Source organism: Streptomyces sp. NPDC045021 (genome assembly GCF_056432645.1).
Map to the genome: position 1 here is coordinate 81127 of NZ_JBWKIQ010000015.1, position 25416 is coordinate 106542.

Below are 25416 nucleotides of genomic sequence, written 5' to 3' on the forward strand. Positions count from 1 at the left end.
ATGGCGCCGGCGGGCCCATGCGGCCCCTGATCCGGACCCGGACCCGGATCTCCGGTCCGTGAGCTCCCGCATCGGAGGCCATGGTGTGCGCTCCCACTCGATGGGTACAAAGCAGACAGTTGCGGGACGAACTCGACAGGATGAGGAGCAGTCATGATGATCAACACGGCACCGCAGACCACGATCACCGCTCCCGCCTCGGGCAACGAACAGCTGCCGTGGATCGAGGATGCGGGCAAGATCGCTCCGGCCGACGCGCGGGAACTGTCCAAGCTGTTCTTCGACCGCCTGCGCACGCTGGAGGAGGGCACGCGGGCGTACCAGTACACGCGCAACACCCTCATCGAGTTGAACATGGCCGTGGTCGCGTTCGTCGCCCGACGGTTTCGTAACCGCTCCGAATCGCGCGAGGACATCATCCAGGTGGGCGCGATCGGCCTGATCAAGGCCATCGACCGGTTCGAACTCTCCCGCGAGGTCGAATTCACCACCTTCGCCATCCCCTACATCTCCGGCGAGATCAAGCGGTTCTTCCGCGACACGAGCTGGGCCGTGCACGTCCCCCGGCGTTTGCAAGAACTGCGACTCGATCTCGCCAAGGCCGTCGAAACGCTCTCGGACCAGCTGAAGCGTGACCCCACCACCGCGGAGCTCGCGGCCTTCCTCGACATCACGCCCGAGGAGGTCACCGAGGGGCTGGTCGCGTCCAACGGTTATACCGCCGGCACTCTGGATCTGCCCATGGTCGGCGCCGCCGGCGGCGACATCGACCGAGCCCTGTCCGAGCAGATCGGCAACGTCGACCCGGCCCTGGAAGGGATCGAGAACCTCGTCGCCCTCAAGCCCCTGATCGCGGCCCTGCCCGAACGCGACCGCCAGATCCTGAACATGCGATTCGGCCTGGAAATGACCCAGGCCCAGATCGGCGCCGAACTCGGCGTCAGCCAGATGCACATCTCCCGGCTCCTCAACCGCACCCTCACCCAACTGCGCAACCACCTGATGGCTTGAGTCCGAACCGGGCCCCAAGGCCTCAGGGGGGATCTGCTTCAGTGGCGCGGTTTCCCGCGGTTGATGGGTCAATGAGTTCAGTGGCCGAGGGCTTTGGCCAGCTGCGCCTTGTTCATGGTGGAGCGGCCGTGAATGTTGCGCTGACGGGCCTCGTTGTACAACTGGTCCCTGGTGGGGCCGCCGGAGCCGGAGTGCGAGCGCTGCCCGCCGCGCTCGGCGGACGACATGTCCCGGGTGGAGGTGCGGCTGGCGGTTTTGGACTCGCCTGCCCGGGCCCGTTCCTTGTTCACCGTCCGCGCCGCGATCTCCGTCGCCCGCTTCGTGCTCTTGCCCTGCTTCTTCTCGCTGTCCTTGATGTGCTCGTACTGCCGCTCCCGCTTCGGACTCGATCCCCTGGGCATCCGACTCACCACTCCCATCCGCTGGATCCGGAACGCGTCATTTCGCCTGCCCGCCCAGTCTCGGCATGAACCCGCAGCCCGGCGCGCGGATGCACCCGTGCGGGTGCCCCGGCGCACACATCTCCTGGTATCAACGGGCGAACTTCGCGATCGCCGCCGGGGTGACCGGGGTGAAGAAGTTGACGAGGTTGCCGTCGGGGTCGCGGAACAGCAGCGACCGGTTACCCCAGGGCATTGTGGTGGGCTCGTTGACGAAGTCAGTGACGAAGCCGGTCAGGTTCTCGCGCACGCGGTCCACGTCGTCGACCAGAAACTCGATGATCACGCTGTGGTTGTCGGCCGGGTGGGAGGAGCCCGGCGCGAACAGCGGGACGGTACGGGTGCCGGCGATGGCGAGAGTGGCGCTGCGGGTCTTCAGTTCGGCGAAGTCCTCGGTGGACCAGGTCGCCGGGACCCCGGTGGTCTTCTCATAGAACTCGACGAGGCGTGCGACGTCGCCGGTGATGATCCGGATCGAGACGAAGTCCATGGTGTTCTCCCTAGATTCGTGGGGTCGTTGCCCTTCGCACGCTAGAACAAATAGTGGACAGAATCGGTCCAGTATTCGCGTTAGGCTCGGAACATGTCTCGACCCACCGGCCGTGTGCTCACCCTCCTGGAGCTGCTGCAGTCCGGCGGCACCCGGACGATGGCCGAACTCGCCGGCCGGCTCGGCGTCGACGCACGCACCGTGCGGCGGTATGTGCACCAGCTGATCGATCTCGACGTGCCGGTCGAGGCAGTACGCGGCCGCTACGGCGGCTACCGCCTCGCACCCGGCTACCGCTTGCCACCGCTCATGCTCAGCGACGATGAGGCCATCGCCGTGCTGCTCGGCCTGGTCGCCGGCCGCCGAGCGGGGTTGATGACGACGACAGCCACCGCGAGCATCACGGCAGCAGCCAAAATCCGCCGTGTGCTGCCCGAGCGCCTCGCCCGCCGAGTCGACACGGTCCTGGAGTCCCTTTCCTTCACCGAACCACCCGGTGAGTTCACCACCCCTGACGCCGAGGTCCTACTCACCATCGCCGATGCGGTACGTCACCAACGACCGGTCTCGATCCGGTACACCGACCGCGACGGTCGGCTCAGCGACCGCACGCTGCACCCGTACGGGGTTGTAGCCCATGCGGGCCGGTGGTACGTCACCGGCACGGACCCCGAAATCAGGAAGGACCGGACCTTCCGACTCGACCGCATCACAGACACAAGGGCCCTGCCCGGCTCGTTCGAGGCACCCGCCGGACTGGACCCGACGCAGCGTGTCCTGTCCGGTTTCGCCACGGCTGCCTACCGGCATCAGGTGACCTTGCGGATCCAAGGGACGCTCGAGCAGATCCGCACCTGGCTTCCCGCCAGCGTTGCGAGTGTGGAGGAACCCGCGTCGGCGGCAGGCGCGGATCCTGCGACCGAACGCTGGCTGCTCGTCGAACTACGGGCGGAGCGGCTCGACTGGCTGCCTCCGGTGCTCGCCTCCCTCGACCGGCCGTTCATCATCGAACGCCCCGAAGAACTACGCGACCTCGTCCTTGCGCTCTCCGACCGCCTCGCCGCCCGCGCCCGCCAGGCCTGACGGCCAAGCTGCGTCCGCAGGCGCGCAGCAACCAGGAAGGCGAGAGTGATGGGTGCTACACGCACGCGCGGCGTGCCGGACGTCGAGGATCAGCGGGCCCGACGCACGTCCGGGTGCACTTCCGGGTGCGGGTCCAGGGCCACGTCCGGTTCCACGGAAGCGAAGGCGAAGGTGCGGTTCGGATCCCAGTCCGTGCTGAGCCTGAGCCTGCGGCTCAGCTGGGCCCAGCCGAGCGGGGCGGCGGCGATGACCCACGCGTCCGGGCTCTGCGCCGTGAGACGTACGGCCGGCCGCAGCCAGGAGGCTGCCTGCTCCGGCCAGTCCACGACCGCGACGACCGTGCCCCCGGCGGCCTGCCACCCGGCGGTGAAAGCTTCGGCCGCCGCCCGTGAGGCCGCGTCCCGGCTGTGCCCGACCGCGACCGTCGAGATGCCGGCGGCAGGCGCCGTCAGCAGAGCCAGCAGCGAACGGAGTTCAGCCTCGGTGTGCGGAGCGGGCGGTGGCATCCCGGCGTACCGGGCAGCCTGCGCCACGGGCATCAGCGGGGAGCGGGAGAGATCCCGCGACTGCGGTCCGGTCATGTCGTGCCCTCCCCTTCCCAGCGTCCTCGGCACGCTGGGCTCTCCTGCTGGGACCTCCAGTGCCGGTACTCCCGCGGCAGGCAGACGGCGCACGGACGGTAGCCCGCGGCCACCGCCGTAGCCTCGTCTTGGAAGAAGACCCGGTCACGGACGTAACCGCCGTGGGCGATGACCCGCAGAGCCGACGGGCAGTCGAGCCGCCCGTACAGCCGGCCGCGCCGGTGTCCGCCGAGGGTGCCCGGCGCCGTGCTGCGGAACGTCTGTCCGGACGGGCCGACGAGGGTGTAGCGGGCGACACCGGTGCCCACCGCCGCGTCCATGCCAGGCGGCATTGGGTCAGGCCGCATCGTGGAAGACCAGGCCAAGGGCGTGGCGGCGGCCGGACCGTACGGTGCTGACGCCGTGCCGCATACCGCCGGCCGACCAGCCGCGGGTGGAGCGGATGGGCCGGTCCCGGGTGGTGAAGATCAGGCCGTGCCCCTGTGGCAGGACGGTGGTGATGCCGCGCGACTGGGCCCGGGGCCGCTGTTCGACCAGCAGGAACTCCCCACCGGTGTAATCCGTCCCGTAGGCGTCGAGACCGACGACCACCTGGAGCGGGAAGAGCATGTCGCCGAAGACGTCGCGGTGCAGGGCGTTCCAGTCGTCCGGCCCGTAGCGGAGCAGGATCTGCGCGGACCTGTCCTGGCCGGCCGCGTGGCACATCTCGGTCCACTCCTCCAGGTCGTCGGGCCACGGAGCGGGCCGCCCCAGCCGCTGCGCCCAGTCACGGGCGACGGTGAGCAGGCGCGGGTACAGCGCTCGCCTCAACTGCCGTACCGGCTCCGGAAGATCATGGGTGAAGTAGCGGTACTGACCGGAGCCGAAGCGGTGACGGGCCATGTCGACGGTGGAACGGAAGCGGTCGGCGTCGTCGTACAGCGCGGTCAGGGCACGGCACTCGTCAGGGGTGAGCAGCGGCGGGGTCAGGGCACAGCCCTGGGCGTCGAGCTCGGCGGCCACGGCCGTCCAGTCGGCGGCGGCCACCCTGCGGCGGGCCTCGGTGACGGTGAAAGCGGTACGCATGGGGTTCTCCGGAGGGGGTGGGGACGGATGGATCCACGATCCGGCGGGCGGCGGCCGGCCTTGGGCCGGCCGTCCGCGGTCTGCGCGGCTCGGGATCGTTCGGCGGTGGCGCGGTCCGGTGGGATACGCGTCAGATGAGAACGGGTTGCAGGGCTCCTTCGTGGATCAGGAGGTCCTGCTTGCGCTTGACACCGCCCGCGTAGCCGCGCAGCGAGCCGTCAGCCCCGATGACCCGGTGGCAGGGGCGGACCAGGAGCAGCGGGTTGGCCCCGATCGCCGCGCCCACGGCGCGGATCTCCGCGCGCTCGACTCCGAGTTGATCCGCAAGGTGCCCGTAGGTGGTCGTCGTGCCGTACGGGATGTCGTCCAGCGCCCGCCAGACGCGCTGCTGGAACTCCGTGCCCGTAGGCGCGAACTCCAGGTCGAAGGTCTTTGCGCTCCCGCAGAAGTAGCCGCGGAGCTGACGTGCCACATCGGAGAAGACCTCATCGTCGCGCCGCCAGTCGTCCTGGACGACCACCGCGCCCTTCTGGCCGGGCATCGACAGCGACGCGAGCGCGACCCCGCTCCTTACCGTGGCCGACGTCTCGCCCACCAGGAGAAGGTCGCCGAGCGGGCTTCCGGCAATGCTGTAGAGCGTCATGATCGTGGTCCCTTCGTAGCTGTCCTCACCCCTCACTATGCGTTGGACGGGACGCCGGAGCTGGCGGAAATCGGACACGGCATTCACTGTCCGCACCGCTATACAGCGGCCGTTACAGGCCTGGTCAGAGTGGTGGCCGGGAGGCCCATGTACTGGACGATGTTCCGGTGGATCTCCAGTACGGCCGTCGAGTGGTTGAGGGTGATGTAGTGCAGCCCGGGCGCCTCTTCATCGAGCAGCCGCTCCGCCATGGCGGTAGCGTGGCCGACCCCGATCCGGTGTCCTTCGGCCGGGTCGTCACGGGCCGCGTCGAGCCGGCGGGCCAGGTGCGCGGGGAACGTCGCGTTGCTGAGTTCGGCGAAGCGTCGGATCTGCCGGACGTCGGTCGCGGGCATGATCTCCGGGATGATCGGGGTGTCACACCCCGCGGCGGCCACCCGGTCGCGCAGCCGCAGATAGTCCTCCACATCGAAGAACATCTGGGTGACGGCGTAGTCGGCGCCGGCCCGGCACTTGTCGACGAAGTACCGGATGTCGTCGTCCCAGCTCGGCGAGCGGGGGTGCCGCTCGGGGAAGGCGGCCACGCCGACGCTGAATTCGCCCAGGGTCGTGACGAGGCTGACCAGCTCGTGAGCGTACGCAAAACCTCCGGGGTGGGTGACCCAGGGGCCGCCGGGGTCGCCCGGCGGGTCGCCGCGCAGAACGAGGACGTCACGGATACCGGCGTCGGCGTAGCGGCCCACGATGTGACGCAGTTCGGCCGCCGAATGGCCGACCGCGGTGAGGTGGGCGACCGGGCGCAGCGTGGTGTCGGAGGCGAGCCGTTCCGTCACCGCGATGGTGCGGTCCCGGGACGATCCTCCTGCGCCGTATGTGACGGAGACGAAGGTCGGTGAGAGCGATTCGATCTGCCGGATCGTCCGCCAGAGGGTGCGCTCGCCGGTGTCGGTCTTGGGTGGGAAGAACTCGAACGAGAACGTGCGGGTGCCGGTGGCCAGGATTTCGCGCAGCGTGCTCATGAGGGTCCTCCATGAGCGTTGAAGTAGCTGGCTTCCGGGTGGTGGATGACGATCGCGTCGGTGGACTGCTCGGGGTGCAGCTGGAACTCCTCGGAGAGGTTGACCCCGATGCGTTCCGGCTGGAGCAGGTCCATGATCTTGGCGCGGTCCTCCAGGTTCGGGCAGGCCGGGTAGCCGAGCGAGTAGCGGCAGCCCTGGTACTCGGTGCGGAACATCGCGTCCAGGTTGTCCGGGTCCGCTGAGGCGATGCCCAGCTCGGACCTGACGCGTCCGTGCCAGTACTCCGCCAGCGCCTCGGTCAACTGGACGGACAGTCCGTGCAGTTCCATGTAGTCGCGGTAGGCGTTCGCGGCGAAGATCTCGTTCGCCGCGACCGAGACCCGGTTGCCGACGGTGACGACCTGCATCTCGATGACGTCGGTCTCGCCGGAGTCCTCCGGGCGGAAGAAGTCCGCCAGGCACAGCCGGCGCCCGCGGCGCTGGCGCGGGAAGGTGAAACGGGTCCGCTCGCTGCCGTCCTCGCCGAGGATGATCAGGTCGTCGCCCTTGGACACGCAGGGGAAGTAGCCGTAGACGATGGCCGCTTCGAGCATGTTCTCGGTGTGCAGCCGGTCCAGCCACATCCGCAACCGCGGCCGGCCCTCCGATGCCAGCAACTCCTCATAGGACGGGCCGCCACCCCGCGCGGACTTCAACCCCCACTGCCCCTTGAACAGCGCGTTCTCATCGATCCAGGCCGCGTAGTCCTTGAGCGGCGTGCCCTTGATGATGCGGCTGCCCCAGAACGGCGGGATGGGGACCGGGTTGTCGGTGGCCACGTTCGACCGGACCGAACCGCGCTCCTCGTCCGGCTCCTCCACGACCGCCGGACGTATCGGCACCCGCCGCTGCTTCAACTCCGGCAACGTCACTCCCGGCACCCCGCGCTTGACGGCGATCAGCGCGTCCATCAGCCGCAGGCCCTCGAACGCGTCACGGGCGTATCGGACCTCGCCCTCGTAGATCTCGTGCAGATCCTGCTCGACGTACGCGCGGGTCAGGGCGGCGCCGCCGAGGATGACGGGGTAGTCGGCGGCCATCTTGCGCTGGTTGAGCTCCTGCAGGTTCTCCTTCATGATCACCGTGGACTTCACCAGCAGCCCCGACATGCCGATCACGTCGGCCTTGTGCTCGGTCGCCGCGTCCAGGATCGCCGCCACCGGCTGCTTGATCCCCAGGTTCACCACGTTGTAGCCGTTGTTGGACAGGATGATGTCGACGAGGTTCTTACCGATGTCATGGACGTCGCCACGCACGGTGGCCAGCACGATCGTGCCCTTGCCCTCCGCATCCGACTTCTCCATATGCGGTTCCAGATACGCCACCGCGATCTTCATGACCTCGGCGGACTGCAGCACGAACGGCAACTGCATCTGCCCGGAACCGAACAGCTCACCGACGACCTTCATGCCCTCCAGCAGCGTGTCATTGACGATCTGCAGGGCCGACTGGACGGTCAGGGCCTCGTCGAGATCCTGCTCCAGGCCGTTCTTCTCACCGTCGATGATCCGCCGCTGCAACCGCTCGTCCAGTGGAAGCGCGGCCAACTCCTCCGCACGCCCCGCCTTCACCGACTTCATGTCGACACCCTCGAACGCCTCCAGGAAGGCCTGCAGCGGGTCGTAGCCCTCACGACGCCGGTCATAGACCAGATCCAGGGCGATCTCCCGCTGCTCCTCGGGGATGCGAGCGATCGGCACGATCTTCGCAGCGTGCACGATCGCGGAATCCAAGCCCGCCGCCACGCACTCGTTGAGGAACACGGAGTTCAGCACTGTACGGGCGGCCGGGTTGAGCCCGAAGGAGATGTTCGACAGGCCGAGGGTCGTCTGCACCAGCGGGTGGCGGCGCTTCAGCTCCCTGATCGCCTCGATCGTCGAGATCCCGTCCTTGCGGGACTCTTCCTGACCGGTCGCAATGGTGAACGTCAGACAGTCCACCAGGATGTCGGACTCCTGAATGCCCCAGTTGCCGGTCAGATCCTCGATCAGCCGCTCGGCGATGGCGACCTTGTGCTCCGGAGTGCGCGCCTGCCCCTCCTCGTCGATCGTCAACGCGATCAACGCAGCACCGTGCTCCGAGGCCAGCGCCGTGACCTGCGCGAAACGTGACTCAGGTCCGTCACCGTCCTCGTAGTTCACCGAGTTGATGACCGCCCGGCCACCCAGCTTCTCCAACCCCGCCCGCAACACCGGGACCTCGGTGGAGTCCAGCACGATCGGCAGCGTCGAGGCGGTGGCGAGGCGGCCGGCGATCTCGGCCATGTCGGCGGCGCCGTCCCGGCCCACGTAGTCGACACACAGATCCAGCAGGTGGGCGCCTTCGCGGATCTGGTCGCGCGCCATCTCCACGCAGTCGTCCCAACGCCTTTCCAGCATCGCCTCCCGGAACTTCCTCGACCCGTTCGCGTTCGTCCGCTCCCCGATCGCCAGGTAAGACGCGTCCTGCCGGAACGGCACCGACTGATAGAGCGACGCGGCTCCCGGTTCGGACATCGGGCTGCGCAGGGACAGATCCCGCCCTCGCACCCGCTCGACGACCTGCCGCAGATGTTCGGGCGTCGTCCCGCAGCAACCGCCCACCAGCGACAACCCGTACTCACCGACAAATGCCTCGTGGGCGTCGGCCAGTTCCTCGGGCGACAGCGGGTAGTGCGCGCCGTCCTTGCCCAGCACCGGCAGGCCGGCGTTCGGCATGCACGAAACGGCGATACGGGCGTGCCGCGACAGATAGCGCAGGTGCTCGCTCATCTCCGCCGGTCCCGTGGCGCAGTTCAGACCGATCATGTCGATACCGAGCGGCTCCAGCGCCGTCAGCGCCGCACCGATCTCGGAACCCAGCAGCATCGCGCCCGTCGTCTCGACGGTCACATGCGTGATGATGGGCAGGTTGCTTCCGAGTTTCCGCAGAGCGCGATGCGCGCCGAGGACGGCGGCCTTGGTCTGCAGCAGGTCCTGGGTGGTCTCCACCAGGATCGCGTCCACGCCGCCCTCCACGAGGCCGGCGACGTTCGCCTCGTAGCCGTCCCGCAGGGCGGCGTAGGGGGCGTGGCCCAGTGTCGGCAGCTTCGTACCGGGCCCGACCGAGCCCAGGACCCAGCGCGGCCGGTCCGGCGTCGCGAAACCGTCCGCCACCTCACGGGCCAGCCGGGCACCGGCCACCGACAGTTCATGAATGCGGCCCGGAATGTCGTACTCCCCCAGCGCCGCCAGGTTCGCACCGAAGGTGTTGGTCTCGACGCAGTCGACACCCGCCGCGAAGTACTCCTCGTGCACCGACCGCACAATGTCCGGCCGCGTCACGTTCAGAACCTCATGGCAACCCTCCAGGTTCTCGAAGTCGTCCATCGACGGATCTTGCTCCTGCAACATCGTGCCCATCGCACCGTCGCCCACCACCACCCGCGACGCGAACGCCGCCCGGAGGTCCTGTCCTCGGGCGGTCATGACAGCCCCGGAAGGACCGGCTCGATCTCGGTTGCGGAGGCCGGGCCGTAGGTGCGCTCGATCCGGTGCAGCAGTTCGGCGGGAACGAGCTTGTACTCCTGGGGGCCGACCGATTCGAGTACCGCCGTGGCGAGTGCGCAGCCGAGCCGGGCCGCCGGTTCGAGGGCCAGGCCGGCGCCGATACCGGCCAGGAAGCCGGCCCGGAAGCCGTCGCCCACGCCGGTGGGGTCGGCCGGGGCCAGGGTGGGTACCGCGGGAACGTTCAACGGGGGTTGGCCCTCGCTCGCGATCATCACGCCGCCGGGGCCGAGGGTGGTGATCCAGGTGCCGGTCCGGTGGAGGATCTCGTCCTCGGTCCAGCCGGTGCGTTCCTGGAGCAGCGCCGCCTCGTACTCGTTGGTGAACAAGTAGGTGGCGCCCTCCACCAGCCGGCAGGTCTGCTCTCTGTCGAGCCGGGCCAGCTGCTGTGAGGGGTCGGCTGCGAATGGCAGGCCGAGGAGCCGGCACTCGTCGGTGTGGCGCAGCATGGCGTCGATGTCGTTGGGCGCGATCACGACGAGCCCGGGGGATTCGGCGTGTTCGGCGTGTTCGGCGATCGGGGCGAGGGCTATGTGCTTCGCCTCGGACATGGCGCCGGCGTAGAACGTCGCGATCTGGTTCTGGTCGGCGTCGGTGGTGCACACGAACCGGGCGGTGTGGAGGGTTTCGCTGACGCGGACGGATCCGGTGTCCACTCCGGTCTCCCGGAGCCATGCGTCGTAGTCGGTGAAGTCCTTGCCCGCCGCGCCGGCGAGCACGGGCCGCAGGCCCAGCCGGGCCAGGCCGACGGCGATGTTGGCGGCCACTCCCCCGCGCCGCACCTCCAGGGTGTCGGCGAGGAACGACAGAGAGACCCGCTCAAGGTGTTCGGGCATCAGCTGGTCGGCGAAACGTCCGGGGAAGACCATCAGGTGGTCGGTGGCGATCGATCCGGTGACGGCGATACGCACGACGTCATCTCCTCGTCCTGTGTCGGGGGCTTCCTGTATCGGGGGCTTCTTGTATCGGGGGCTTCCGGTGTCGGGGGTCGTCCTGTGCGGCAGTACCTGCCTTTCGGGCGGCGGGACGCCCGGAGGGGTGGTGCCGGGGGTCGTTTTCCCGGCGTCAGAGACCGGCGGCCCGGCGCAGGGCGTGGACGCGGTCGGTGCGCTCCCAGGTGAAGTCGGGGTGCTCCCGGCCGAAGTGGCCGTACGTGGCCGTCCGGGCGTAGATCGGACGCAGCAGGTTCAGGTCGCGGATGACGGCTGCCGGGCGGAGGTCGAAGACGGCGGCGATGGCGTGCTCGATGCGGTCGACGGCGACCTTGGCGGTACCGAAGGTCTCGACGAACAGGCCCACGGGTTCGGCCTTGCCGATCGCGTAGGCGACCTGGACCTCGCAGCGCTCCGCGAGACCGGAGGCGACGACGTTCTTGGCGACCCAGCGCATCGCGTAGGCGGCCGAACGGTCCACCTTGGACGGGTCCTTGCCGGAGAACGCGCCGCCGCCGTGCCGGGCCATCCCGCCGTACGTGTCGATGATGATCTTCCGGCCGGTCAGTCCGGCGTCGCCCATCGGACCGCCGATCTCGAAGCGTCCGGTCGGGTTGACCAGCAGCCGGTGGCCGTCGGTGTCGAGCTTGATGCCGTCCTCCGCGAGTTCGGCCAGTACGTGTTCGACGACGTACTCGCGGATGTCCGGGGTGAGCAGGCCGTCCAGGCTGATGTCGGCGGCGTGCTGCGAGGAGACGACGACGGTGTCGAGGCGTACCGGCCGGCTGCCCCGGTACTCGATGGTGACCTGGGTCTTGCCGTCGGGGCGCAGATAGGGGATCGAGCCGTCCCTGCGGGCCTGGGAGAGGCGGCGGGAGAGCCGGTGGGCCAGTTCGATCGGCAGCGGCATCAGGTTGGGGGTCTCGTCGGTGGCGTAGCCGAACATCAGGCCCTGGTCGCCCGCGCCCTGCTGGTCGAGTTCCCCGTCCTCGCCGCCGGTGCGGTGTTCGTAGGCGTTGTCGACGCCCTGGGCGATGTCGGGCGACTGGGTGCCGAGGGAGACGGAGACGCCGCAGGAGGCGCCGTCGAAGCCCTTCGAGGAGGAGTCGTAGCCGATCTCCAGGATCTTGTTGCGCACGAGCTGGTCGATGGGCACGTAGGCGGACGTGGTCACCTCGCCTGCGATGTGCACCTGACCGGTGGCGATCAGGGTCTCCACGGCGACCCGGGCGGCCGGGTCCTCCTGCAGCAGGGCGTCCAGGATCGTGTCGCTGATCTGGTCGGCGATCTTGTCGGGGTGTCCCTCGGTCACGGACTCGGAGGTGAACAGGCGTGTCGACATCAGTACGGTCCTTCGCTCAGCAGATGGTCGGCGGATGGTCAGCGGACGGTCGGTTCGGAGTCGGACGCGGTCATCGGGCTGTCGAACGGGGACGGCGCGGCCAGGGCCCGGTCGACGAGCGCTTCGGCGGCGCCGGTGTAGGCCGTGGGGTCGAGCAACTTCTCCAGGGTTGTGTCGTCCAGACAGCGGGCGACGTCCGGGTGCGCGCGCAGGACTTCGAACAGCGGCCGGCTCTCCCGGACGGCGGTCTGTGAGGCGGCGCTGAGCAGTCCCTTGGCGCGGGCCCGGCCCAGGTGCGGGGCCAGGACCGCCACCAGCCGTTCGGTCACCATCTGACTGCCGGTGAGCGCCAGGTTCTCCCGCATCCGGCCGGGGCTGACGACCAGCCCGCCGGCGAGTTCGGCGGCCGTGTGGGCGGCGCCGCCGGTCAGCCGCAGGCTTTCGCGCAGCAGCAGCCATTCGGCGTGCCAGGGGCCGGCGGAGCGTTCGTCCTCGGAGATCAGGCACTGGGTCAGTCCGGTGGCCAGCAGGGGGACCTGCAGGGCCGCGCTGCGGATCAGGGTGGCCAGTACGGGGTTGCGTTTGTGGGGCATGGCCGAGGAGATGCCGCGTCCGGCGACGGCGGGTTCCGTGACCTCGCCGATCTCGGTCCTGGTCAGCACCTGCACATCGGCGGCGATCTTCCCCAGCGCCCCGGCGGTGAAGGCCAGGGCCGCCGCTACGTCCACGACGGGGGTGCGCAGCGCGTGCCAGGGCAGGACCGGGCGGGCCAGCGAGGTCTCGGCGGCGAACCGGTCGACGAGCCGGTCAAGATAGCGGTCGGGGTCGTCCGGCGGGCCGTCGGGCGTCGCGTACTCCAGGTAGCCGGCCAGGGTGCCCGCCGCGCCACCGAGCGAGACCGGCAGCGTCCGCTCCACGGCGCGCAGCCGGGCTCCGGCGTCCATGACCAGCGCCCGCCAGCCGGCGGCCTTGAGGCCGAAGGTGGTGGGTACCGCGTGCAGGGCCAGGGTGCGGCCCGCCATGACGGTGCTCCGGTGCTGTCCGGCGAGGCCGGCCAGGTCCGCGGCGGTCCGCTCCAGGTCAGCGCCGATCAGCCGCAGCGCGTCGCGGCACACCAGCATGACACCGGTGTCCAGGACGTCCTGGCTGGTCGATCCCCGGTGGACGTACTCGGCCGCGGCGGGGTCGGTGGCCGCGACCGCCGCGGTGAGGGACTGGACGAGGCCGACGACGGGGTTGGCGGTCTCCCGGCAGGCCAGGGCCAGGGAGCGCAGGTCCATCCGATCGGCGCGGGCGGCGCGGGTGATCGCCACGGCGGCCGGCGCGGGCATCGTCCCCAGCGCCGCCTGGGCGCGGGCCAGCGCCGCTTCCGCGTCGAGCATCGCCTGGAGCCAGGCGCGGTCGCAGACCGCCTCCTCCACGGGGACGCCGACGCGTACCGGCGACAACAGTCCGCTGTCGGTCCCGCCGTCGAAGCCCTCACTCGTGACGGCCTCACTCATGACGCCACCTCCGCCAGGCCGCTTTCGTACCGTTCGGCGGCGGTCCCGCCCCGTGCGGGGGTGAGAGCCAGGACCGCGTGGGCGATGGCGTCGGAGTCGCCGAGCGTCACCGAATTGACGCCGGGCCGGATGCCGGCCGCCGTCACCCAGTGGACGGATTCGGTGGGGACGCCGTACGCGAAGCGGCGGGGGTGGGCGCGGCCGTGGACGTCCACCGTCCGGTAGGGGCGTTCCGTGACGGCCAGGCCGCCAGTCTCGTACTCGGTGCCGCAGCTTCCCTGCAGCCGGTACGGGACCGCCTGTCCGCTGGTGAGCAGTTGGCGCAGCAGGGCGTCCCCGGTGCGCCGGAGGTCGGGTTCCGGCAGCCGGGCCTCGATGAGGACGGTCGAGCGGACGGGTTCCGTGTCGAGGGTCTTGGAGACGGCCACGAACGCGGGGCGGCTGCCGGTGTCGATGCCGATCTCCAGGTCCGGGCCGATGATCTCCACCACGCCGGCCTCGATCAGGGCCCGCAGTTCCTCGATGCGGGAGACGGGCGGGCCGATGGACAGATATGCGTTGAGCGGGGTGTACCAGCCCTGGAGGTCGTCACGGTAGGAATTGCCCTCCAGGCCGCCGTGGTCGACCGCGAGCCGGATCTCGTTGCGCAGATCCCGCAGGACGTCCAGAGCCGCTTTGAGGGGTCCGCTGAGGTTGCCGGCCCTGGCGTCGCGTACGTCCTGCGCCAGGTGGTCGAGCAGCCAGTCGCGGAAGGTGTGGCGGTCGTCGAACCGGTGCTCCGCGAGGGGCCGGGAGATGGCCTGCCAGTCCCAGCGGTCGGCTTCGGCGATACCGAAGTCGTCGAGCAGGAGCCGTTCGCCCTCACCGGCCGGCGCCGCCAGGTAGCGGCGGACGAAGCGCAACGCGGCGGAGGTCTGGCCGCGCGCGGTCAGCAGCGTCTCGTAATAGACGCTCTCGACCTCCTTGGCGATCAGCGGCCACAGGTCCGTTCCGAAGTGGACGCGCTCGGCGTCGACGGCGCGGCGGCGCAGCCGGCCGATCGTCAGCGGGGTGAGCACCCGGGGGAGGTGCCGTCCGTGCGCGCCCTTCTCGTTCTCGCCGCGCGCGTGGTACGGGATGCCGCGCCGTGAGCCGGCCCGAATCTGCGGCTCCTGTCCCGAGGGGTGGTAGACGAGGGTTCCGTCGTCCCGGCGTTCGAAGGTGCCGCCGCGGCCGCGGGTGAGCAGTGCCATCTCGTCGAAGAAGTTCAGCCCCAGGCCCCGGACCAGTACGGTCTGGCCGGCCTTGACGGCGCACAGGTCGAGGTCGGCGGGGTTGGCCGGGCCCTGGTACGTCAGGCCGTGGGCGGCGGCGGCGCGGGCCCACTCCTCCTCGCGTGCGGTCGGGCGGGACGGTACGTGGCCCTGGGCCAGGACGACGGCGTCCAGTCCCGGCAGCCGGGTGCCGTCGGCCAGGGTGAGAGTCTGTGAGGTGCCGGGGACACCGCCGGTGTCCTCCAGCGCCACGGCCCGCGTGCGGTGTTCGCGCACGGTGCAGTGGTCCGGCGCCCGGTCCCGCACCTGCTGGTAGACGTGCGCGAGGTAGCGGCCGTAGAAGGCGCGGGTGGGGTACGAGTCGGGGGCGAGGTCGCGGGCCTCGGCCCGGGTGCGGTCGTCGTAACGGTCCGTACTGCCGCCCAGAACGGCGGACTTGGCCCATTCGTACAGGCTGGGGCCGTGTTCGACGGGCCCGTCCATCTCGACGCTGTCGTCCGTGTAGACAGTGACCTGCGAGGCGACGGTGTTCATCAGCAACAGCGCGGACTGCGTGGTCCGCCAGACCCGTCCGGGGCCGGGCGGGAAGGGGTCGACGACGTGGATGACGACGGATCGGTGGGACGGGCGGGCGCGTTCGTTGGCGCAGAGCCGTTCCAGGACCGACAGTCCGCGCGGTCCCGCGCCCACCACGCAGATTTCCAGGTCTCGTGCAGTCATATCCGCCTCCCCGTCAGGGCCCGTCCGGCCCCGGTCACCCGTGCCACCAGGTCGCCCGGGTCGGTGGGCAGTTGGTCTCCGCGCCAGGCCACGTGCTGGTCCGGCCGGATGAGGACCAGGTCCCGTTCGTAGAGATCACGGGCGGGCCGGCCCTCGACGTCCAGGATCTGTAAGGGCATGCCGTGCGCCTGGGCCGCCGCGAGCAGCGGTTTGCCGCTCGGGGGTTCCGGGCCCAGCCGCAGCAGGGTGAAGCCGGGTGTGAAGCGGTCGAACAGGGAACTGCCCTGGCCGTGCCAGTCGTCCAGCCACAGGTGCGGGGTGCGGCCACCGGGGACGCTCGTCGGGAGGTACATGCCCCAGGGGTCGCCCGGGGTCTCGGCGTCCGCGTCGGGGGCGATGATCGGTGATCCGTCGTAGCGGACGCCGAGCTGCACCCCGATCGAGTCGGTCCGTTGGCCGTGGCAGCGCAGCAGGCCGCCCACCCGGTCGCGGGCCGCCATGCCCTCAGGGGTGTCGGTGTCCAGGGCCGCCGGGCGCTCGATCTCCGCTATCGCGGTGTGGAGTTCCCGTGCGGCGGCGGTGTTTCGCAGGGCGATCGGCCGGCGTTCGCTGCCGTACGTCGCGAGCAGGTCGGGGCCGCCCCAGCCCTGGAGGACGGCGGCGAGCTTCCAGGCGAGGTTGGCGGCGTCGTCGACCCCGGTGTTCAGGCCGAACCCGCTGTCCGGGGTGAACAGATGGGCGGCGTCGCCCGCCAGCAGGACCCGTCCCTTGACGAACCGCTCCGCCACCAGCGCCGCGCCGGGCGCCCAGGAGCTGTGGCTGAGCACCTCGACGGGCAGGTCGGTGCCCGCCGCCCGCCGGACCAGGTCGGTGAGCCGGGCCGCGTCCGCGGTGTCGGGGTCCACCGAACTGGTCAGCAGGAAGAACTCGTCCTCGCCGTTGAGCGCGATGAGGTTCGCGACGAGTTCGGCGTTCATCGCCCAGTAACTCCAGGCGGGCTGTCCGGAGAGCACCTCTCGGTGGAAGGTGGGCAGGCGCAGGTGCGCCGCTGTCGCCCGGAGCCCGGCGTCCGGCCGGCCGGGGGCGCCGGCTGCGGGGCCTTCATAGCGGATGCCCAGCTCCTGCTGGACGAAGCCGGGTCCCGCGTCGCTGACGACGGCGTACCGCGCGGTCCACTCCTCGTCGGCATGGCCCGGGTGCTCGGCGCGGACGCGCACCTGCCCGGCGTCCTGGTCGAATCCGGTGATCTGCCGGCCGCCGCACAGGGTGATGTTGGGGCGGGTCCTGGCGTGTTCGGAGAGGAAGTCCCCGACGGACGTCTGGTCGGCGCGGTGGGCCGGCTCGGGGAGCTGGTCCGTGCGGGGCGCCGCGGCGACCTGCCGCAGCCGCTGGGTCGGCGCGGGTTGCGGCAACCGTGACAGTTCGGGGCTGTTGTACCGGGTGAAGTACGCGATGTCGGTGGGGTGGCCGGCGGGTAGTCCGAGCCGTCGGATCGGGCCGGAGACGCCCAGCCGGCGGTAGTGCTCCATCGTCCGGGCGTCGTGGGTGGTGCCGCGCGGCTCGTCGCGCCGGGGCCGGCCGGTGCCGAAGACGGTGCTGGGGATGCCGTGGTGGTCGAGGAAGAGGGCGAGCATCAGCCCGACCGGTCCGCCACCGGCGATGGCGACGGGGGTCCGCAGCGGCTCGGACATCTAGTCACGCCCTCCCGGTCGTACCGCACCGCGCGCACCGCGCGCCAGCGCCAGGTCGAGCGCCGCCGCGAGAGCGGCGGCGGGCCGCGCCTGCCCCACCAGCCAGCGCATCGCGACGTAGCCGTCCGGGCGGACCAGGACCGCTCCGTCGTCGTCGTGGCCGCGCAGCTCCGTCCAGGCGCCGTCGTCGTCCCAGGGCCCGTCCCAGGGCCCGTCGCCGGTCCCGACGGCGTACGCGGTGACCGCGACACCGCAGGTGTCCGCCACCTCCTCGACGGCCGCGAGCCAGGGAGCGCCCCCGGAGCCGGCGAGCAGCAGGAACGATCCGCCCCCGGCGTGCAGATGGTGGGTGGAGACGCGCTGCCCGCTGTGCCGCAGCCAGGCGTGCGGCAGCCGGGACCCGGGGCGGGCGTCCTGGACGTGTTCGAGGCCGAGCGGATCCTGCTCCAGGCGCTCGGTGCCGTCGTCGCCGACGAAGCCGGCGTCACCGTAGTCGGACCCCATCTCCAGGCCCAGGTGCTCGGTGGTGATCCGGTTGGTGGCGAAGTACTCGCGCTGCACGGCGCGCCGGGTCGCGCCGTCCGGGGTGTCGGAGAACAGCGCCGTCATCTGGGCGCGGTTCCACTCCGGCCGGGCTCCCTGCACCACCCCGGTGCCCGAGGTGAACGCGATCTGGTTGAACAGCGAGTACAGCGCCCGCTCGACGACCCGTTCGGCCACCGGGCGGCGCTCCGCCTCGTAGCTGTCGAGCAACGCGGGGGCGGCCTGCCCGTCGAGGACGTGGGCGAGTTTCCAGGCGAGGTTGTGGGCGTCCTGGACACCGGTGTTGAGGCCGAGGGCGCCGGACGGCGGATGGCGGTGGGCGGCGTCGCCGACGAGGAAGACCCGGCCGGAGCGGAAGTGCTCGGCGACGGTGCCCTCGACCGGCCAGCGGCTGACGCTCCGGACGTCCATGGCGTGGTCGTCGGGGAGTTTCAGGGTGCGGCGCACCATCTTGACGATCGTGTCGTCGTCGAGTGCGGCGGCGCCCGGCGGCCGGGAGAACATCAGTGTCCACTCCTCGGAGTATCGCCCCCACCGGCGCGGTCCCATCGGCACCACTCCGCAGTGCTCCAGCGTCCCGTCGTCCGACAGGCTGGACACGCGGTTGACGACGGCGTCGTCGTACGGGATGAACTCCGAGAAGTCGGCGCGCACATGGAGGTTGATCCACTCCAGGAACGTCGGGGTGCCCGTCATGCGGATGCCGCGCAGACGGCTGACGGTCTTGCCGCCGTCGGCGGCGATGACGTACCCGGCCCGCACCCGGAAGGTCCGGTCGGCGGTGCGGTCCAGCACGGTGGCCGTGACGCCGTCCCCGTCCTCATCGAGTCCGACCAGCTCGTGGTGGAAGAGGAGTTGGCCAGGGGCGCGTTCCTCCGCGTGCCGGCGCAGCAGCGGTTCCAACCACCGCTGGCCGAGGTTGGCGTGCGGGTAGGCGGAGGCGCGGGCGTAGCGTTCGGCCAGTTCACCGCCGCCGTACGCGCTGGTCCGGTAGAGCACCTTGCGGTCGTAGGGCTGGTCGCCGCCGAGGCTGGAGAGCCATACCATCGCTCCGCAGTTCTCCTGCGGAGCGCCTTCGCGGTAGATGTCACCGGCCACGCCCAGCTGCCCGAAGACCTCCATGGTGCGGGCGTTGAGGATGTGCGCCTTGGGCAGCGTCGAGGTGCCGGGGTGGCGTTCGACGAGCAGGGAGCCGACACCGAGCCCCGACAGGGCCAGGGAGGCGGTGAGTCCCGACCCGCCTCCGCCCACGATGAGTACGGGGGTGCGCCGGTCGGCCGGTTCGGGTCGACGGGATGAGTTCATCACGCTTCCTTCGGTTCGCGTTGTCGCGGGCCGGCCGGACCCCGGCCTATGCCGGTGCCGCGACCAGCAGGCTCGTTTCGAGGGCCATCGGGGTGACGGATTCCAACCGCAGCCCGGCGCCGGCCAGGACGGACCGGTAGCCGTCCAGCGTGCGTTCCCGGCCGCCGGCGGCCATGAGCAGGTGCAGGTCCCACAGCAGGGCCAGCAGTCCGGAGCCGTCCGTGGGGATGACCCGTTCCACGATCAGCAGCCGACCGGTGTCGGGCATCGCCTTCCGGATGACGGAGAGCAGCCGTACGCACCGTTCGTCGTCCCAGTCCTGGAGGACCCGGGAGAGCAGATAGACGTCCGCTCCCGGCGGGACCTTCTGGAAGGCGTCACCGGCGACCGTCTGCCAGCGGTGTGGGCCCAGGGTGCTCTGGAGGTGTTCCCGCGCGACGGGGGTCATGTGCGGCAGGTCGAACAGCACGCCGCGCAGCTGCGGGTACTCCCGCAGGACGGTGCCCAGGAGCATCCCGCTGCCCCCGGCGACGTCGACGACGGTGCGGCAGGAGGTGAAGTCGTAGGCCCCCAGGACGTCGGGGAAGAACACGTTGCCGGCGTTCATCGCCTTCTGGAACTTCTCCCCCGCGCCCGGTTCCGTCTCCAGATAGCCGCGCAGCGGGGTCCCGAAGGCCACGGCGAACCCGGAGGTGCCGGTGCGCAGGGCGGGGACCACCTGTCCCCAGGCGCGGTGGAACTCCTCGCCGTAGATCACCGCCATGTCGCGCATCGACCGTTCGTCGTCCGAGCGCAGCAGTTCGCCGACCCCGGTGAGCCGGTAGCACTCCGCGGTCTCCTCGAAGACGCCCATGGCGGTCGCCAGCCGCAGCAGGCGCTCGATGCCGTCCTGGTCGCAGCCGGCCGCCGCGGCGATCTTCGCGGCGGTGGTGTTCCCGGAGACGATGTGGTCGGGGAGATTGAGTGCCGCGACCGCGTAGAGCGCTTGAGCCTGCCAAGCACCGGTGAGGATGTCCACCACGCGGCGTGCGGGTTGCCCGTCGGCCATGTCGTCGAGCCTTTCGGTGTGTGGGTCTTCCTGAGGGTTGCCGGACGGGCCCTTGGTGCGGGCCGCTGTGTGAGGCAGCTGTATGAGGGCCGCGGTACAGGGGCTGCGGTCTACGCCGCGGGCAGCCGCTGCCCACGCTGGGCCGCGCCCGCTCCCGCCGGCCGGCTCAGCAGGTCCTGGTGCGCTTCGCGCAGCTGCCGCTTAAGGACCTTGCCGGTCGGGCCGACCGGCAGGGCGCCGCGGTCCGCGGCGATGACGAGGGCGCTCAACGGTGCGAGTCCGCGCCCGGCCAGCGCCTCGTTGCAGCGGTCCAGCAGGTCCTGCGGGGAGGCGTCATGGGGGCCGGAGTCCGCCCCGGAGCCGCCGGCGAACAGCACGACGGCGGCCGGCCGCTGGGCACCGGGGGCCCCGGGGTCGTCCACCGCGACGACCGCGGCGTCCAACGCCTGGGTGGTGAGCAGCACGACCTCCTCCACGGGGAGGCTGTACACGGGGCCGTCGGCGGTGCGGATCACGTCGGGGGTGCGGTCGAGGTGGTACCACAGGCCGTCGCTCTCGCGCCGGACGACGTCACCGGTCAGGAAGTAGCCGTTGCGCACGGACTCCTTCCCGAGCGTCGGGTCGTCCCAGTAGCCGGGGGTGATGCTGGGGGTGCGGACGCCGAGCAGTCCGGCTTCGCCGTCGGGCAGCGGCCGGCCCTGCTCGTCGAGGACCGCGGCGTCCTGTACGGCCTTGACGGGGCGGCCGATGAGCCGCCCGAAGCCGGCCGACTGCGGGGTGAAGACCTGCTTGAACAGGACCATCCCCATCTCGGAGGAGCCCAGCCCGTCGACGTACGCCGAACCGGCCAGTGCCTTCCCGCCGTCGCGGCGGGTGCCCAGCGCGGTCAGCGGGCGGATGTGGCGTTCGTGGGAGGCGTCTCCCATGCCGTTCCAGGTGTGGATGCGCCGGGCCGCGTCCGGGGTGATCCGGGAGGGGTCGATCTCCGCCAGGGTCAGCGGGAACCCCAGGACGAAGGTGGGGTGGAACCAGTTGACGGCCCGCGCGACCGAGTCGCCGTCCGCCGCGTCCAGGAGCAGCGTCGGGATGCCGAGCATGAGAGCCATGCTGAGATAGCTGATGCCGGCCGAGTGGCTGTGCGGCAGCGCGGTCAGCATCCGGTCGGAGCGCAGCGAGGGGAAGGTCCACAGGCGTTCGCGCTTGCCGTTGAAGAACGACGCGTGGGTGAAGACCGGGGCCTTGGGCCGCCCGGTGGTCCCCGAGGAGTGCGAGATCATCACCAGGTCGTCGGGCCGGTGGCGGTAGGGGAACCCGGTCAGCGGTGCGGGCGGCAGGGGGGCCGTCTCGTCGAGCCGCGCGATGTCCTCGGTCAGGAGCGGCTGGTCCGGGGCCGCGTTCGGCAGCGACCAGGACTCGGCGCAGCCGGCCAGCAGGTCCGCGTCGCCCACCAGGATCGTCGTCCGGGTGCGGCGGAAGTACTCCGCTGCCGTGCCGATGGCCATGTTGGGGTTGCAGTGCACCGCGACCGCGCCGAGGCTGGTGATCGCTATGTGGTGGAGCAGTCCGTACAGTCCGTCGCGGGTGAAGACCCCGACGTGGGTCGACGGGCGCACCCCGTGGGTGCGGTACCAGTGGGCGTACCGGATCGCGGCGATCCGGATGTCGTTGAGGGACACCCCCGGCAGCTCGCCCTCGTCCCAGGCGGGTGACGTGGTGTCGGGGTGGAACAGGACCGGCCGGTCGCGGTCGCGCGCGGTTCGCCAGGTGTGCCAGAAGAAGTCGCCCGCACCGAGCTGCCGGTCAGCCGTCAGGCGCAGGCGCTGGGTGACGGAGCGATGGGTCCCGAGGATGTTCATCCGTGTGCCTCTCTTGCTCGTGCCATCGGTGGGGAGGGCGCGGGTTCAGCCCTCGGTGCGGGGGGACCCGGCCGTGACTCGTTGAGCGCTGTCCGCAGCCGCTCCCCCAGCGCCCTGATCCGGATGTCGCAGGGGATGGCGGCGTCGCCCGCGAGGGGCGCCGTGCCGCGCAGGGCCGTGGCCAGCCGGCGGCCGAAGCCGGGGTCGGCGGCGGTCAGCCCGGATTCCGCGAACCGGCTGCGCAGCCGCCCGACGAGGGTCTCGGCGTCGGGGCCGAACTGGATCGAGCAGATGCCTGCGGACGTCGTGCCGACCAGGAGCAGGCCCAGTTCGCACTCGGCCAGCGCGTAGCCGATGCGCTCCCCGCGTCCGTTGTTCTTGAAGGTGCTGGGCGTCATGCCCAGCAGGTCCTGCGCCAGTGCGTAGAAGTTGCCGCTGGAGTTGAACCCGGCCTCGTAGATGGCCTCGGTGATGGTCCCGGTCCTGGGGATCTCCCGCCGCAGCCGGTCGGCGCGGCAGGCGGCGGCGTATGCCTTGGGGGTGACGCCCGTCAGGGCGGTGAACAGGCGGTGGAAGTGGAACCGGCTGAAGCCGGTCGCGTCCGCGAGCTCACCGAGCGAGGGGGCCGGGCCCGGTGCCTCCATCAGCCGGCACGACCGGACGACCGCGGCGGCGTGCGGGTCGTACGCCGCCTGGTCCGGCCGGCAGCGCCGGCAGGGCCGGAAGCCGGCGCGTTCGGCGGCCTCGGGGTCCGGGAAGAAGACGGTGTTGGCGCGGCGGGAGTGCCGTGACCCGCAGGACGGCCGGCTGTAGGTGCCGGTGGTCACCACCGAGTAGCAGAACGCCTCGTCGGCGCGCCGGTCACGCCGTAGTACGGCCCGCCAGCGGGCGTCGTCGTCGGGGAACTCCCTGGTCTGGGGCGGCCCCGCCGCCGCGCCCCCCTGGGGCGGGCGCGAGCGGCCGGCCGGTCGTGTTCTGCGCGCCGCGTCGGACGCTCGCTCCCGCATCTGTCACGTCTCCAGGCAGAACTCGTTGATCGGGTAACCGACATGGCGGTCCGCGACGGGCAGGTACCCGAGGACCTTGTCGCCCGGCTTGAGCTCCGTGCTGTTGAGCACGACGCCGCCGGGGCCGAGGACCCGCACATGCCAGTCGTCCTGGAGGATCAGATTTGCCGTGCGGCCGTCCGGGCCCGCCGCGTCGATGGAGATGAGCGGCCGGCTCTCGATCTTGACGCGGCCCACGACCACCAGTCGGGTCTTCCCGTGGATGTCCACGGCCGTGACCTTGCTGCCCGCCTTCAGCTCGCTCAGGTAGTTGGTGCGCTCGTTCTGGCCGAGGGTGTACGAGTGGATGGCCCCGGCGTTGACCCGGAAGGGGCGGGTGGGCATGTACGGCAGCGGATGGGTCTCGCTGACGCAGAGGATCATGCCCTTGGAGGACGAGCCGACGAGGATGCCCTCGTCCTTGCCGAAGTAGGCGGCGGTGTCCACACAGGCCCGGTCGCCCATGCCGACGTGCGCGGTGGCGGTGATCTCCAGCTCGACCAGCTCCAGGTCCGGCACACCGCCCTCGCCGGCCCGCTTGAGGCCGGTGGCGTCGCCGATCGCGGCCGGCGCCATGAGCACACCGTCGGAGCCGAGTTCGAGGACGCCGTAGATGATCTCCGCTTCCTCGACGTCGTGGGCGATGGTGATGAGGCTGCCCTCCGCCCTGGCGGCGGCCGCGATCACGATCTCCAGCGGGATCTTCGTCGGGTCGCGGAAGTCCAGCACGCTCCACTTCTCCGTACGACCGGAGCGGCAGGCCTCCTCCAGCGACTCGGCGTCCACGATCTCGATGTAGCGGCCGAACTCCACCTCGGGGTGGCGCAGCGCCAGTTCGGCGGGCTCGCCGTGTTTGGCCGGCTCGACGATGACGACATCGGCGGCGCCGAAGTCCTCGGGGAGGTTCTCCCCCTGAGGGAAGAGGATCTTCTTCACGGTCGGCGGGAGTACGGCGAAGTCCGTTGGGTCGGAGGCGAGGATCCCGTCGATCCGGGCGTGGATCGCCTCTTCGACGATGGCGTCTTTGGCCGATCCGATGGAACGGACGTCTATCCAGCTGAGCTTCACAGGGCACCTGCCATTCGCGGAGAACGGGAAGAGAGGAGGGGGCCGGGGTGTCCGTGGACGATCCCGGCCAGTTCGAAGACTGTGGCGCGCGGGGCGGTGGCGCCGAAGACCCGTCGTCCGACGGCGAGCCCGCTGCACCCGACGGAGAGCGCCGAGGTGGCGAAGTCGGTCAGGCTGTCGGCGCGGGCGCCGCCCGCCACGATGATCGGGAGCGGCGAGCTGTCGATCACTTCGGCCATCCGCTCGGCCGGGGAGGCGAACACCGTCTTGACGATGTCGACCCCGAGGTCGGCCGCGATATTGACGACATGCGACAGCAGGACGGGGTCGGTGGGGTCGGTGACCCGGGGACCGCGCGGGTAGATCATGGCGAGCAGTGGCATACCCCAGCGGTCGCAGGCCGCGGCGACCGCTCCCAGGTCGGCGAGTTGGGCCGCCTCCGTGTCCGAGCCGATGTTCACATGCACGCTCACCGCGTCGGCGCCGAGCCGCAGGGCGTCCTCGACGTCACCGACCAGGACCTTGGCGTCGACGTCCGGGCTGTGGGCGGTACTGGCGCTCAGGTGGACAATCAGCGAACAGTCCGCGAGCAGTTCGGGGTCGATGACACGGGCCCGGCCCTTGTGCACGACGATGCCGTCGGCACCGCCGGCCACCACGTCCCGGATCAGTTCGTCGAAACGGTCGGCGCTGGCGATCGGTCCGTCGGAGACCGAGTGGTCGAGCGGCACGAACAGGTAACGGCCGTCCCCGTGTCCGGACAGTCTGGTCAAACGCAGCAGTTTTCCCGTGGAGCTCGTTCTCATCATCGGGCACTCCCTTGTGCGACACGTGCTGGAGGACGGCAGTCCGGGCCTTCGTGCGCGGTACGGCCCCCTGGGACTGGTCGACGACGACTCCGAAACCTCGGTGGCGCCCACCTGAGTGGCGCCGCTTTCCCGTGTTCCGCTGTCGGGCGCTGCCGCTCATCGTCGACCGGAAGACTCCTTCCTAGGAGGTCTTCGCGTCATGCGAATAGCATGCCGTCGGGAACACCAGAAATTGCACAGAGCCGCTACAGACAAGCGGAACTCTGAGGTCCAGAGAATTACTGACAAGAAAAGCAGAGAGGCGGGGGGGGGGGGGGGGGGGGGGGGGGGGGGCGCGCGCGGGGGGGGGGGGGGGGCGGGGGGGGCCCCCGCCCCCCCCCCCACCCCACCCGCGCGCGCGGCGGGG

21 protein-coding genes are annotated in these 25416 nt (G+C 70.8%); 2 read left to right on the top strand and 19 right to left on the bottom strand.

Annotation, left to right across the window (positions count from 1 at the left end; all coding sequences use genetic code 11):
* The first annotated feature begins 153 nt into the window (after positions 1-153).
* Entirely contained in the window at positions 154-1011 is an 858-nt protein-coding gene (locus tag AC07DC_RS34515) for an RNA polymerase sigma factor SigF (protein ID WP_478918447.1), read from the top strand.
* Positions 1012-1088: 77 nt separating this feature from the next.
* Here the strand turns inward: AC07DC_RS34515 and AC07DC_RS34520 are convergent, their stop codons facing one another.
* Both AC07DC_RS34520 and AC07DC_RS34525 read right to left on the bottom strand, forming a co-directional pair.
* Positions 1089-1412, bottom strand: a complete 324-nt coding sequence (locus AC07DC_RS34520) for a plasmid stabilization protein (RefSeq protein WP_478918448.1) — start codon at positions 1410-1412, stop codon at positions 1089-1091.
* Between the two features lie 130 nt (positions 1413-1542).
* The gene (locus AC07DC_RS34525; RefSeq protein WP_478918449.1) at positions 1543-1941 is read right to left on the bottom strand and encodes a VOC family protein; all 399 of its coding nucleotides are present in this window, start codon (positions 1939-1941) and stop codon (positions 1543-1545) included.
* Between the two features lie 93 nt (positions 1942-2034).
* Between AC07DC_RS34525 and AC07DC_RS34530 the strand changes: the two genes are divergently transcribed.
* A complete protein-coding gene (locus AC07DC_RS34530; RefSeq protein WP_478918450.1) occupies positions 2035-3024 on the top strand; it encodes a helix-turn-helix transcriptional regulator in 990 nt (329 codons plus the stop codon).
* 89 nt (positions 3025-3113) lie between these two features.
* On the opposite strand, the gene AC07DC_RS34535 is transcribed toward AC07DC_RS34530, so the two are convergent.
* From AC07DC_RS34535 to AC07DC_RS34615, 17 genes are all read right to left on the bottom strand, one after another.
* On the bottom strand, positions 3114-3605 hold the full coding sequence (locus AC07DC_RS34535) for a hypothetical protein (protein ID WP_478918451.1): 492 nt from the start codon (positions 3603-3605) through the stop codon (positions 3114-3116).
* Complete coding sequence (locus tag AC07DC_RS34540) at positions 3602-3925, bottom strand: Ada metal-binding domain-containing protein (RefSeq protein ID WP_478918452.1); 324 nt, start codon at positions 3923-3925, stop codon at positions 3602-3604. Before AC07DC_RS34540 ends, AC07DC_RS34535 begins: the two co-directional genes overlap by 4 nt.
* 16 nt (positions 3926-3941) lie before the next feature.
* Positions 3942-4670, bottom strand: coding sequence for a 2OG-Fe(II) oxygenase (locus tag AC07DC_RS34545; protein ID WP_478918453.1), 729 nt, complete (start codon positions 4668-4670; stop codon positions 3942-3944).
* A 130-nt stretch (positions 4671-4800) separates the two neighbouring features.
* Complete coding sequence (locus AC07DC_RS34550; protein WP_478918454.1) at positions 4801-5313, bottom strand: methylated-DNA--[protein]-cysteine S-methyltransferase; 513 nt, start codon at positions 5311-5313, stop codon at positions 4801-4803.
* A 98-nt stretch (positions 5314-5411) separates the two neighbouring features.
* Positions 5412-6332: a methylenetetrahydrofolate reductase [NAD(P)H] gene (gene metF / locus AC07DC_RS34555; protein WP_478918455.1), complete on the bottom strand. Its 921-nt coding sequence runs from the start codon at positions 6330-6332 to the stop codon at positions 5412-5414.
* A complete protein-coding gene (gene metH, locus AC07DC_RS34560; RefSeq protein WP_478918456.1) occupies positions 6329-9817 on the bottom strand; it encodes a methionine synthase in 3489 nt (1162 codons plus the stop codon). Before metH ends, metF begins: the two co-directional genes overlap by 4 nt.
* A complete protein-coding gene (locus AC07DC_RS34565) occupies positions 9814-10806 on the bottom strand; it encodes a carbohydrate kinase family protein (protein WP_478918457.1) in 993 nt (330 codons plus the stop codon). Before AC07DC_RS34565 ends, metH begins: the two co-directional genes overlap by 4 nt.
* 154 nt (positions 10807-10960) lie before the next feature.
* Positions 10961-12169: a methionine adenosyltransferase gene (gene metK / locus AC07DC_RS34570; RefSeq protein ID WP_478918458.1), complete on the bottom strand. Its 1209-nt coding sequence runs from the start codon at positions 12167-12169 to the stop codon at positions 10961-10963.
* 38 nt (positions 12170-12207) lie between these two features.
* Entirely contained in the window at positions 12208-13671 is a 1464-nt protein-coding gene (locus AC07DC_RS34575; protein ID WP_478918459.1) for a nitrosuccinate lyase, read from the bottom strand.
* A complete protein-coding gene (locus AC07DC_RS34580) occupies positions 13668-15644 on the bottom strand; it encodes an FAD/NAD(P)-binding protein (protein WP_478918460.1) in 1977 nt (658 codons plus the stop codon). Before AC07DC_RS34580 ends, AC07DC_RS34575 begins: the two co-directional genes overlap by 4 nt.
* Positions 15641-17335: an FAD-dependent monooxygenase gene (locus AC07DC_RS34585; protein WP_478918461.1), complete on the bottom strand. Its 1695-nt coding sequence runs from the start codon at positions 17333-17335 to the stop codon at positions 15641-15643. The genes AC07DC_RS34580 and AC07DC_RS34585 overlap by 4 nt, the downstream gene beginning before the upstream one ends.
* Positions 17336-19183, bottom strand: a complete 1848-nt coding sequence (locus tag AC07DC_RS34590) for an FAD-dependent monooxygenase (protein ID WP_478918462.1) — start codon at positions 19181-19183, stop codon at positions 17336-17338.
* Between the two features lie 46 nt (positions 19184-19229).
* On the bottom strand, positions 19230-20231 hold the full coding sequence (locus AC07DC_RS34595; protein ID WP_478918463.1) for a methyltransferase: 1002 nt from the start codon (positions 20229-20231) through the stop codon (positions 19230-19232).
* Between the two features lie 110 nt (positions 20232-20341).
* On the bottom strand, positions 20342-22087 hold the full coding sequence (locus AC07DC_RS34600; RefSeq protein ID WP_478918464.1) for a class I adenylate-forming enzyme family protein: 1746 nt from the start codon (positions 22085-22087) through the stop codon (positions 20342-20344).
* Positions 22084-23094, bottom strand: a complete 1011-nt coding sequence (locus AC07DC_RS34605) for a bifunctional transcriptional activator/DNA repair enzyme AdaA (RefSeq protein ID WP_478918465.1) — start codon at positions 23092-23094, stop codon at positions 22084-22086. Before AC07DC_RS34605 ends, AC07DC_RS34600 begins: the two co-directional genes overlap by 4 nt.
* Before the next feature lie 3 nt (positions 23095-23097).
* Positions 23098-24201 (bottom strand): 3-dehydroquinate synthase II family protein, encoded by a 1104-nt coding sequence (locus AC07DC_RS34610; RefSeq protein WP_478918466.1) that lies wholly within the window; start codon positions 24199-24201, stop codon positions 23098-23100.
* Positions 24198-25007, bottom strand: coding sequence for a 2-amino-3,7-dideoxy-D-threo-hept-6-ulosonate synthase (locus tag AC07DC_RS34615; RefSeq protein ID WP_478918551.1), 810 nt, complete (start codon positions 25005-25007; stop codon positions 24198-24200). Before AC07DC_RS34615 ends, AC07DC_RS34610 begins: the two co-directional genes overlap by 4 nt.
* Positions 25008-25416 lie beyond the last annotated feature (409 nt).

Coding starts and splice junctions, on each gene's coding strand:
- AC07DC_RS34595 (WP_478918463.1), bottom strand. CDS start 20,231: ATGGCCGACGGGCAACCCGCACGCCGCGTGGTGGACATCCTCACCGGT.
- metF (WP_478918455.1), bottom strand. CDS start 6,332: ATGAGCACGCTGCGCGAAATCCTGGCCACCGGCACCCGCACGTTCTCG.
- metH (WP_478918456.1), bottom strand. CDS start 9,817: ATGACCGCCCGAGGACAGGACCTCCGGGCGGCGTTCGCGTCGCGGGTG.
- AC07DC_RS34520 (WP_478918448.1), bottom strand. CDS start 1,412: ATGCCCAGGGGATCGAGTCCGAAGCGGGAGCGGCAGTACGAGCACATC.
- AC07DC_RS34615 (WP_478918551.1), bottom strand. CDS start 25,007: ATGAGAACGAGCTCCACGGGAAAACTGCTGCGTTTGACCAGACTGTCC.
- AC07DC_RS34545 (WP_478918453.1), bottom strand. CDS start 4,670: ATGCGTACCGCTTTCACCGTCACCGAGGCCCGCCGCAGGGTGGCCGCC.
- AC07DC_RS34515 (WP_478918447.1), top strand. CDS start 154: ATGATGATCAACACGGCACCGCAGACCACGATCACCGCTCCCGCCTCG.
- AC07DC_RS34535 (WP_478918451.1), bottom strand. CDS start 3,605: ATGACCGGACCGCAGTCGCGGGATCTCTCCCGCTCCCCGCTGATGCCC.
- metK (WP_478918458.1), bottom strand. CDS start 12,169: ATGTCGACACGCCTGTTCACCTCCGAGTCCGTGACCGAGGGACACCCC.
- AC07DC_RS34575 (WP_478918459.1), bottom strand. CDS start 13,671: ATGAGTGAGGCCGTCACGAGTGAGGGCTTCGACGGCGGGACCGACAGC.
- AC07DC_RS34530 (WP_478918450.1), top strand. CDS start 2,035: ATGTCTCGACCCACCGGCCGTGTGCTCACCCTCCTGGAGCTGCTGCAG.
- AC07DC_RS34540 (WP_478918452.1), bottom strand. CDS start 3,925: ATGGACGCGGCGGTGGGCACCGGTGTCGCCCGCTACACCCTCGTCGGC.
- AC07DC_RS34525 (WP_478918449.1), bottom strand. CDS start 1,941: ATGGACTTCGTCTCGATCCGGATCATCACCGGCGACGTCGCACGCCTC.
- AC07DC_RS34550 (WP_478918454.1), bottom strand. CDS start 5,313: ATGACGCTCTACAGCATTGCCGGAAGCCCGCTCGGCGACCTTCTCCTG.
- AC07DC_RS34590 (WP_478918462.1), bottom strand. CDS start 19,183: ATGAACTCATCCCGTCGACCCGAACCGGCCGACCGGCGCACCCCCGTA.
- AC07DC_RS34605 (WP_478918465.1), bottom strand. CDS start 23,094: ATGCGGGAGCGAGCGTCCGACGCGGCGCGCAGAACACGACCGGCCGGC.
- AC07DC_RS34600 (WP_478918464.1), bottom strand. CDS start 22,087: ATGAACATCCTCGGGACCCATCGCTCCGTCACCCAGCGCCTGCGCCTG.
- AC07DC_RS34585 (WP_478918461.1), bottom strand. CDS start 17,335: ATGTCCGAGCCGCTGCGGACCCCCGTCGCCATCGCCGGTGGCGGACCG.
- AC07DC_RS34580 (WP_478918460.1), bottom strand. CDS start 15,644: ATGACTGCACGAGACCTGGAAATCTGCGTGGTGGGCGCGGGACCGCGC.